The sequence below is a fragment of the Paenibacillus sp. DMB20 genome (assembly GCF_000987955.1).
Lineage (GTDB): Bacteria > Bacillota > Bacilli > Paenibacillales > Paenibacillaceae > Paenibacillus_AQ.
The window spans coordinates 549,648-558,283 of sequence record NZ_LAZU01000021.1 but is presented as its reverse complement, the minus strand read 5'-3'; the positions used below and the strand labels follow the sequence as shown (position 1 = coordinate 558,283).

Annotated in this window: 9 protein-coding genes and 1 tRNA gene; 3 read left to right on the top strand and 7 right to left on the bottom strand. The window is 52.3% G+C overall.

From position 1 onward, the window contains the following. Positions 1 to 20: 20 nt before the first annotated feature. A tRNA-Arg gene (locus XI25_RS09805) sits at positions 21 to 94 on the bottom strand. Between the two features lie 166 nt (positions 95 to 260). Here XI25_RS09805 and XI25_RS09800 point away from each other — a divergent pair. Beyond that, positions 261 to 554 (top strand): DUF4870 domain-containing protein, encoded by a 294-nt coding sequence (locus XI25_RS09800; protein ID WP_046678392.1) that lies wholly within the window; start codon positions 261 to 263, stop codon positions 552 to 554. A 96-nt stretch (positions 555 to 650) separates the two neighbouring features. On the opposite strand, the gene XI25_RS09795 is transcribed toward XI25_RS09800, so the two are convergent. From XI25_RS09795 to XI25_RS09785, 3 genes are all read right to left on the bottom strand, one after another. Next, complete coding sequence (locus XI25_RS09795) at positions 651 to 1,778, bottom strand: hypothetical protein (protein ID WP_052759540.1); 1,128 nt, start codon at positions 1,776 to 1,778, stop codon at positions 651 to 653. A 337-nt stretch (positions 1,779 to 2,115) separates the two neighbouring features. Next, positions 2,116 to 2,481: a hypothetical protein gene (locus XI25_RS09790; protein ID WP_046678391.1), complete on the bottom strand. Its 366-nt coding sequence runs from the start codon at positions 2,479 to 2,481 to the stop codon at positions 2,116 to 2,118. 20 nt (positions 2,482 to 2,501) lie between these two features. Next, positions 2,502 to 2,822, bottom strand: coding sequence for a hypothetical protein (locus XI25_RS09785; RefSeq protein ID WP_046678390.1), 321 nt, complete (start codon positions 2,820 to 2,822; stop codon positions 2,502 to 2,504). A 265-nt stretch (positions 2,823 to 3,087) separates the two neighbouring features. Between XI25_RS09785 and asnB the strand changes: the two genes are divergently transcribed. Next, complete coding sequence (gene asnB / locus XI25_RS09780; RefSeq protein ID WP_046678389.1) at positions 3,088 to 4,932, top strand: asparagine synthase (glutamine-hydrolyzing); 1,845 nt, start codon at positions 3,088 to 3,090, stop codon at positions 4,930 to 4,932. 287 nt (positions 4,933 to 5,219) lie between these two features. Here asnB and XI25_RS09775 read toward each other — a convergent pair whose 3' ends face one another. From XI25_RS09775 to XI25_RS09765, 3 genes are all read right to left on the bottom strand, one after another. Then, complete coding sequence (locus XI25_RS09775; protein WP_046678388.1) at positions 5,220 to 5,852, bottom strand: XTP/dITP diphosphatase; 633 nt, start codon at positions 5,850 to 5,852, stop codon at positions 5,220 to 5,222. A gap of 5 nt (positions 5,853 to 5,857) precedes the next feature. Next, entirely contained in the window at positions 5,858 to 6,616 is a 759-nt protein-coding gene (gene rph / locus XI25_RS09770; RefSeq protein ID WP_046678387.1) for a ribonuclease PH, read from the bottom strand. 94 nt (positions 6,617 to 6,710) lie between these two features. After that, positions 6,711 to 7,766, bottom strand: coding sequence for a GerMN domain-containing protein (locus XI25_RS09765; RefSeq protein ID WP_046678386.1), 1,056 nt, complete (start codon positions 7,764 to 7,766; stop codon positions 6,711 to 6,713). Positions 7,767 to 7,928: 162 nt separating this feature from the next. Between XI25_RS09765 and XI25_RS09760 the strand changes: the two genes are divergently transcribed. Further along, positions 7,929 to 8,486 carry a phosphatidylglycerophosphatase A family protein gene (locus XI25_RS09760; RefSeq protein WP_046678447.1) on the top strand — a complete coding sequence of 186 codons (558 nt, stop codon included), beginning with the start codon at positions 7,929 to 7,931 and terminating at the stop codon, positions 8,484 to 8,486. Positions 8,487 to 8,636: the final 150 nt, after the last annotated feature.

Sequence of the window (8,636 nt, the reverse complement as noted above, 5' to 3'; positions counted from 1 at the left end):
TAAGGCGTTTTTTTGACATACGTCCCAGAAGGGATTCGAACCCCTGACCGACGGCTTAGAAGGCCGTTGCTCTATCCAGCTGAGCTACTGGGACATGAGTATGTATTTGAAACAGTGACAAGGAATATTATATCGCATCTTCACCGATTTTCAAAGAACAATTTTTTTCAATTACAAGAAATCCTATGAATCAGCTTTAAGCATGCAGGGTAATATGTGTATAGCAAAGACCATCGCAAACCATACAGGAGGGAAAATATATGCGGCAATTGCTTTCGTCTCTGTCCTATTTCAGCATCTTCTTTGCTCCCTTTATTCTTCCGATCCTGGTCTGGATTCTCTCCAATGATCGATACGTCGAAAAACATGCCAAGCTGGCACTGATTTCCCATCTGTTCCCGGTCGCGGCAGGCATCCTATTGTTTATCATGGCCGTCAGCGCCGGCTCCTTCGGTGCCGTGATCGGATACGTGATTCTGTTTGCCGTTATTTACTTCGGTTCCTTTGTTTATAATGTCGTCAAAGGCATCCAAGTATTGCGCGAATACGCTTGAGAACGGGAATGATTCATCGGCTGTTCCCCACCGGTTCAGTTTTGAATAAAGGGACCAGGCTGCCTTCAGCCCGGTCCCTTTCATGGATAAAGATGTTCAGCGCCGAATTTCCCGGCCTGCTTCATCGTAATACTTCAGCTTCACGCTCGCAACATTTTTGTTTCTATAAGTGAGCTGCAGCGTTGTTGTTTCGTTGGCGACCATGTAGATGAAATCCGTGTCGGCCCCGACTCTGCGGCCCTTTGAGTTGTACGCCGTGGATTTTACCGTAATGCGCTGGCCTTTTTCTCCGTTTTTAATCCCTATCGTAACGGACAGCTTATTATTGATCCGAGTAAAACCTTCCGCAATAATTTTGGGTGCCCGACTGTTCCCGGTGATGATAACCTTATAGGAGGCGACGGCTTTGCCCGCATCGAATTCCGCTACAAAATCATTGATTTCAACCGAGCCCAAGTAGCCCGAGGTCGTATTCACTTCAAGCACTTTCCCTTTGGCATTTTTGCCGACGACAACAACGCCAACCTGACCGCCTTCGTTTCCGTTTTGAACGGAACCCGTTACGACAAACTTCCCGTTTTCAAGGCGGCTACCGGTTTGAAGAAGCTTCACTCCGTCCACCTCCGAGTCAAACGTCGTCAGTTCGACGTTTTTGACCAGGTTTGCAGCTTTCAGTCGGAGGTTGTACGTCGCCACTTCGCCCCCGCCCAAATAACTTTGAGCCGATCCAACCTCAACCGCTTTGCCCGAGGCGTCATACCCCACGGCCATCACCCCTACCTTTCGGCCTTGAGTTGAGTTTTGAACCACGGCGGAAACCTCGATCCCCGATTTTTCAGTGCGGGTTCCGGATGCAAGCAATACAGCCTTGCTGCCAGCCTCTCCCGCCGGCTTGACCTCCACTTTCTTGATTTTGCTGCCGCTATCGAGGTCGACTTCAAACGTCCCTATCTCGTTCGACGTCATAAAAGAGGAGTCCCCTACAGCCTCGATCACCTTTCCATTCTCGCTGTAACCTAAAACATAAAAACCTGCCTCGGTGCCCGATCCTCCGTTCTGGACATCAAAGCTCACCTTCATTTTTCCGTTCACCAGTTTATTTGTAGACTCGAGCACCGTAATATTGGAAACCGACTCCGCTTTTACGTTCGACTGAACCGGCCCGATCGCCAGCACTGCTGCCAGCATGCCCGTACCGATCGCCTTGATCCAACGCTTTCTCATTGCTATCTCTCCCTTTATGTATTTTTCAGGCTATGTATTACACAATCTCACATTATAGTAGGAGTCCGGCGCCAAACAAATAGAGGCAAAGAACTATTTGATATCCTTGCATAAAAATACGGTGCGTGGTACAAAAACACCATGTTATTAGGAGAAAAAGGTGTTGATCATGTGAGTTTTATTTCATGTCGTGCAGAAAGACGAAAACCGGAAACCTATTCTCAAGAAACATACAAAAAAAGACCGCGTCTTTATAGAGAAGACAGGGTCTCTTGGGTTGAAACTTTTTACACCCCAACTTTTGATGGAGTTATACGCATGCCTGCAACGAATTCCGTTAAAGAATCGTTCCTTTCCCGTAAAAGCGTTCATTCAACTGCCGGCTCAGCGTGCCGGCGGACAGCAGCTGCTGCCTGAAAGACTCCCTCTCTTCCTCCGCCGTAGCCACGATGCTGCTCTCGAAAGCCGCATCGGTTGCATCCTCGTAAGCCGTGTGCATGCTGTTGTCGAACCAGTCATGCTCAATGGAAGCGTCGCTTCTCACCACTTTTACGAGCTCATAGCCTCCCAGAGGCGCGGACGGCGCCAGATAGGCAAGCACGTTGGGATTGTCGGCCGAAGCCGAATATACTTCCACTTCCGCACACGGCGTGCCGTTCACTTCCGTCATCCGCCGGATTTTTGCATCTTTGATGGAATACATGTCCATTTCTCCTTTTATCATTATTCAGCCGGATCCGGGAGCAATCTGAACTGCTCCATTTGGGAGCGGGTTTCGGATGTGCCCAGCCGGTAAATCGTACTGTAAACCCGGTCCAGGGAAGACTGGAACAGCGAATTTGTGCTTTGCTCGGGCGTATCGGGCCACGGAAAAACATAACCCGGAAAAGCCCTCTCATCTTTTTCCTGAAGCATATCCAGCTCAATCCGCACCTGATCGGCTTCCTCCGGGGTCGCTTCGATCTCCCACTCATACGTGCTGGCTCCGCGTTCCGTCAACACGGAGCGGCCCTGAACGGAGACATAATACGTCGACTTGTCCATGGCGATCTCTCTCCTTCGGATTGGATTCGTCCTCCTTCATAGTTTTCGTTTAAGGACATACATTTTATGCCTTCCTTCGGCATATATCTTTATCACTTTGGCGGCTTCGGAAAGAAAAACGATGATTCGGGCGTGCCCCAAAGTAGACAAACCGCAATCAGCGGAGGCTTTCTCGGGATTATGGAATGCTTCAGCGAAAACCGAATCCATTTTATAATCTTATAAAATGCAGCGAAGGAAACAGACAAGGAGAGGATGAACCGTCATGTGCGGAATAACCGGGTTTATACAATGGAGCGGCGATTTGACCCAGGATTCGCAGCTGCTGGTTAAAATGACTGATAGCATTGCCCACCGCGGCCCTGACGGCTCGGGTACATGGATTTCGAATCCGTGCGCCTTCGGTCACCGTCGGCTGAGCGTGATCGATCCGGAAAACGGAGCCCAACCGATGATCATTCACCGGGAAGAGGATGTTTACGCCATCGTATATAACGGAGAGCTATATAATGCAGCCGAGCTGAAAGAGGAACTGGTTCGCAGAGGGCATCGCTTCAACACGAAATGCGATACGGAGGTTTTGCTCGTCTCCTACATCGAATGGGGGCCGGACTGCCTGGACCGGTTAAACGGGATTTTCGCGTTTGCCATCTGGGACGGCGTAAGGGAACAGGCTTTTCTTGCGCGGGACCGCGTCGGGGTGAAACCCTTGTTTTACAGCTATATTGACGGAACGTTCATCTTCGGCTCCGAGCCGAAGGCCCTGCTCCAGCACCCCAAAGTGGAACCCGCAGTCGGGCCGGAAGGGTTGGCCGAAGTGTTTATCGTCGGACCCGCAAGAACGCCGGGGCACGGGGTTTATCGCGACATAGCGGAGCTTCGTCCGGGGCAGGCGATGTTTTTTGGCCGCGAGGGGCTCCGCATTTACACGTATTGGAAACTGGAAAGCCGGCCTCACGAAGACGACGAGAAACAAACGGCAGCTTATCTTCGCGAGCTCCTTCAGGATACCGTCCGGCGGCAGCTTGTGTCGGATGTGCCGGTGTGCTCCCTGTTGTCGGGCGGACTTGATTCCAGCGCCCTTACAGCCATCGCGGTCGATTATTATAAACGGACCGGTCAGGGGCAGGTTCACACGTACTCGGTTGACTATGTGGACAACGACCTGCACTTTCAGTCGCATTCTTTTCAGCCGGGTGCGGACGCCCCGTGGATCCGCCGAATGCATGAGGAGCTTCAAACCGACCATCACTGGATTGAATTCGATACCCCCGAACTCATCGAAGCCCTTGAAGTCTCCACCCAAAAAAGAGACCTTCCGGGCATGGCCGATGTCGATGCCTCCTTGCTCCTGTTTTGCCGGGAGATTAAAATGGGAGCCACCGTCGCCATTTCCGGCGAAGCCGCGGATGAAATATTCGGCGGATATCCCTGGTTTCACCGGGAAGAAATGCTGAACTCGGGCACCTTCCCCTGGTCGGTGGCACCAAGGCTGCGCGAAAACCTGATGTCGCCGGAAATAAAGGAATGGATTCGTCCCTTGGAGTATCTTGGCGACCGATACAGCGATGCGGTAGCCGAGGTCCCTCAGCTGCCGGGCGAGGATGGCCGGCAGGCCAAAATGCGCATCATGTCCTATCTCAATATTACCCGATTCATGCCGACGCTGCTGGACCGGAAAGACCGGATGAGCATGGGCGTGGGTTTGGAGGTACGGGTTCCCTACACCGATCATCGGCTGATCGATTATGTGTGGAATATTCCGTGGAGCATAAAAACAGCGGGCAACCGGGAAAAAGGGATTCTTAGAAAAGCGCTGGAGGGTATTCTCCCCGACGACGTGCTTTACCGCAAAAAAAGCCCCTATCCGAAGACCCATAATCCCAATTATTTGGCCGCCGTCAAACAACAAATGCTTTCCATTCTGGATGACCCCTCATCTCCGATCCTGCCGCTCGTGGACGCCGCCAAAATCCGGGAACTGGCTTCTTCGCCCGACGCCTCGTCCAATCTGCCGTGGTTCGGCCAGTTGATGTCCGGTCCGCAATTGTTTGCTTATTTAACCCAGGTCAATTATTGGCTGAGAGAATATCACGTAGCCCTTCGGTGAACATAATTCATCTCGAATCCATAAGAAAAACGTCTATCGACGTACTTTCTCAGAAGACAGACCGCATTTAGCGGAAGTTTTTCTTGCGATATAAGGAAGCCGCGTCTTTCAAAGCTTATACTTTCTTATATCTTAACAAAAAAGAAGGCAGGGCGTACATCCGCCCTGCCTTCACTGCTGAAACTACTTTAACCGCTTGGCCGTTACCCGCTTCCTCTGTTGGCGTTGCGTAATATTTAATAGTAGAAACTTGGGTTTGCGTATCGGACTGCAATTGAACGAGCCATTCAGTCCTGCCCTTCTTTCAGCTTATCCACAAGCTGTCTAAGCGCATCTCCGCGGTGGCTGACGGCCTGCTTCTCCTCCAGTGTCAGCTCCGCCATCGTCTTCTCATGATCCGGCAAATAGAAAAGCGGATCATAACCGAAGCCGCCTGCACCGGACGGCTCCGAAGTGATCAAGCCTTCCACGGTACCTTCGGCTTCCACATGTTCGCCGGTGATCGGATCATACAGCACCAGCACGCAGACGAACCGGGCTGGGCTAAGCAGCGGCTGCTCCGTATCTTCCCCCAGCCGAAGCTTTTCAAGCTCTTCCAAAAGTTTAAGGTTGTTAGCGTCATCCGCGCCATGTCCGCCCGCATATCTCGCCGAATAAACACCCGGCGCCCCGTTCAAAGCATCCACGCATAAACCGGAATCATCCGCGAGGACCGGAAGCCCCAGAGCATCCCCCACGGTTTTGGCCTTCTTGAAGGCATTATCGAAAAACGTTTCCCCGTCCTCCACCACGTCGGGAAGATCGGGATAATCAAACATGCTTTTCACCGTTTTCCCAAACGGGACAAAAGCATGGGAAAATTCAGCAATCTTCCCTTTGTTACGGGTAGCAACAATAATCGTGTCTCCCTGAAGCTTCATCCTGTTTACACTCCGCTTCTGGCATCCGCTTTGCCGATTTTTGCCGCTATGGGTCCGAGAACCTCCTGCTGGCGGGCGATCAGTTCGCGAATTCCCTTCTCTCCCAGCTCAAGCATTTCATGAAGTTCCGCCCGCGAGAACGGGCTGTCTTCCCCGGTGCCCTGAACCTCGACGAATTTCCCGTTTCCCGTCATCACCAGGTTCATATCCACTTTAGCCTTGGAATCTTCCTCATAGTTCAAATCGAGCAGCGATTGTCCCCCGGCTACGCCGACGCTGACGGATGCCAGATAATCGGTAATCGGGAACACGGCCAGCTTATGCTGCTCGGCAATTTTGTTCACCGCTATCGCAAGCGCCACAAAGGCGCCTGTAATGGAGGTGGTACGGGTGCCGCCATCCGCCTGAATGACATCGCAGTCCAGCGTGATGGTGCGCTCGCCCAGCGCATGCAGATTCACAACAGACCGCAGCGCTCGACCGATCAGCCGCTGAATTTCCATCGTTCGGCCGCTGAGTTTGCCGCGGCTCGCTTCACGCTGATTCCGGGATTGCGTCGCCCGGGGCAGCATGGAGTATTCGGCCGTAACCCAGCCCTTTCCTTGTCCTTTCAGAAACGGGGGAACCTTTTCGTCCACGGTTGCCGTAATCAGCACCTTGGTCTCCCCCATTTCGATGTACACGGAGCCTTCCGCATATTTATTTACATGGGTCGATAAATTCATCGGCCGAAGCTCGTCGCTCTTGCGTCCGTTAGATCTCATGTTTTCTGCCTCCTACTTCTTATCGCAATCCTGATTAGCAACCCCTATTCTACCAAAGTGCAGGCATAAAAGCACCCTTCCGGCCTCACCTTTCCTAGATCGGAATTTCATTGATAAACTCGGGACGGCCGACCGGTTCGCTGTAGTTGCGGCTGTCCGTTCCTTTGACCTCAGTTAAATCGTTCATCCGGATTTTGACTTTGGCATCGCCCGCGTTTTCGGTTACGGTAAGCACGACAGCCTGCAGCATCTCTGCCGGTACCTCCTCTCCCTGTTCAAACATGCTGTCCGTCAAAGACACGGTCAAAGAACCGTCCTTGTTCTTCTCTACGGATGCCACGGCCGTTTCGCTGGTCATAACCTGCTCCAGGCCGTCGCCATACTGCGGACCCCGGATCAGTTCATGAAGCGCAGCCTTCACGGAATCCTGACCGGATGCAACCAGGCGTGTCACGGGGACATAATACTGAATTCCCGCCGGGGACAGACCGGAAAAATAAACGGTCACCGGGGACGACTGGCTGTACTGGGTATCATCCGCCTTCTGCAAATTGATGCCCATCGCGCGAGACAGCGGACGATCCAGCGGCGTATGATTGACAGGCATTTCGTTCAGTTTCGCGCCTTCCATCCACACCTGCACTTTTTCAATGCCCTCATGGCCGGTCAGCGTCCAGGTGAGGGCCTCCAAAATTTTGCGTTCATCCTGCGGCTTGTATTCGCTGAAGGATTGATTAAACTCTACGACGGCCTGCTTGTTTTCCTTGTCCACCGTCACGTTCTTGACCACGGTTCCAGCCGGAAAAACGCCCCGGAAGCCTACCGGAACATACCCGGCATACGCTCCGCCGTCGACCATGACTTCAAGTGCGCCGGCAATGGGGTCTTTTCCCTCTTCTTTGGGTATACCAAGAGTAACGGGTGCGAGCATGCCTTTTTGGTCGGACAAATAAACCGTAGTTTGCAGACCGGTCTGCCCCTGCGCGGTTTTGCCCGTAGCCGCGTTTATCATTTGGGACTCTACTTGCGCAGGCGGCGGATCGATGGCCTCCGATTCTTTTCCGCCGAATGGACCGCAGCCGGACAGCATAATCGGAACAGCGAGAAGTCCGGCGGCAGATAGTCCGCGAATGTTACGTTTAAATGTCATGTATTGTTCCTCCCTACATTTTGTACAGGTTGTACTCTTATGTATACGAGCCCCTTTTCAAAACATGCTCTTTCATTTGCGGTTTCTGGACAAATGGGTTCCGAAAAAAGTACAATCGAAGCTATAACCAAATTCAACCACTACGATGAACGGGGTGAGATCATGGCGGACGCTAAAATGCCTTACAGCCTGAACAGCAAAAAGGTCGCGGAAGCGACTACCCATCTTCTTCACGAGCGGGGTGTTACCACTCATGAAATCGCCGAGCTGGTGATGGTGCTGCAGAAGAAGTACTATCCGACTTTGACGATGGAAGAATGCCTGGAGAACGTGGAGGCAGTGCTCAGCAAGCGCGAAGTTCAAAACGCCGTGCTGACCGGCATCCAGCTGGACAAGCTGGCGGAGGAAGGAAAACTGATTTCGCCTCTTCAGGAAATGCTGGCCAACGATGAGAGCTTGTACGGGGTGGACGAAATTCTGGCCTTCTCCATCGTAAACGTATACGGAAGCATCGGATTTACGAACTACGGTTACATCGACAAGCTGAAGCCAGGCGTGCTGGAACGGCTTAACGATAAATCCGACGGCAACATCCATACGTTCCTTGACGATATTGTCGGCGCCGTAGCGGCGGCGGCCAGCAGCCGGATTGCCCACCGCAAACAGGCGGAGCGGGAAATCGAGCTGACCGGAACGACGGAGCAGGATAAAAATCTATAAGGTAACCGTGCTCCGTAAAATCAAGCACGATCTGAGGGGCCGACGTCAGTCGGCCCTTTTACAAACCGATATTTCTCGCAGAAACGCGGTCGTTCTTCACAAAAGACGACCGCGTTTCTGCCGCTTGTTCAAAAGATATTGTCGCTTGCA

Coding starts and splice junctions, on each gene's coding strand:
- XI25_RS09800 (WP_046678392.1), top strand. CDS start 261: ATGCGGCAATTGCTTTCGTCTCTGTCCTATTTCAGCATCTTCTTTGCT.
- XI25_RS09795 (WP_052759540.1), bottom strand. CDS start 1,778: ATGAGAAAGCGTTGGATCAAGGCGATCGGTACGGGCATGCTGGCAGCA.
- XI25_RS09790 (WP_046678391.1), bottom strand. CDS start 2,481: ATGTATTCCATCAAAGATGCAAAAATCCGGCGGATGACGGAAGTGAAC.
- XI25_RS09785 (WP_046678390.1), bottom strand. CDS start 2,822: ATGGACAAGTCGACGTATTATGTCTCCGTTCAGGGCCGCTCCGTGTTG.
- asnB (WP_046678389.1), top strand. CDS start 3,088: ATGTGCGGAATAACCGGGTTTATACAATGGAGCGGCGATTTGACCCAG.
- XI25_RS09775 (WP_046678388.1), bottom strand. CDS start 5,852: ATGAAGCTTCAGGGAGACACGATTATTGTTGCTACCCGTAACAAAGGG.
- rph (WP_046678387.1), bottom strand. CDS start 6,616: ATGAGATCTAACGGACGCAAGAGCGACGAGCTTCGGCCGATGAATTTA.
- XI25_RS09765 (WP_046678386.1), bottom strand. CDS start 7,766: ATGACATTTAAACGTAACATTCGCGGACTATCTGCCGCCGGACTTCTC.
- XI25_RS09760 (WP_046678447.1), top strand. CDS start 7,929: ATGGCGGACGCTAAAATGCCTTACAGCCTGAACAGCAAAAAGGTCGCG.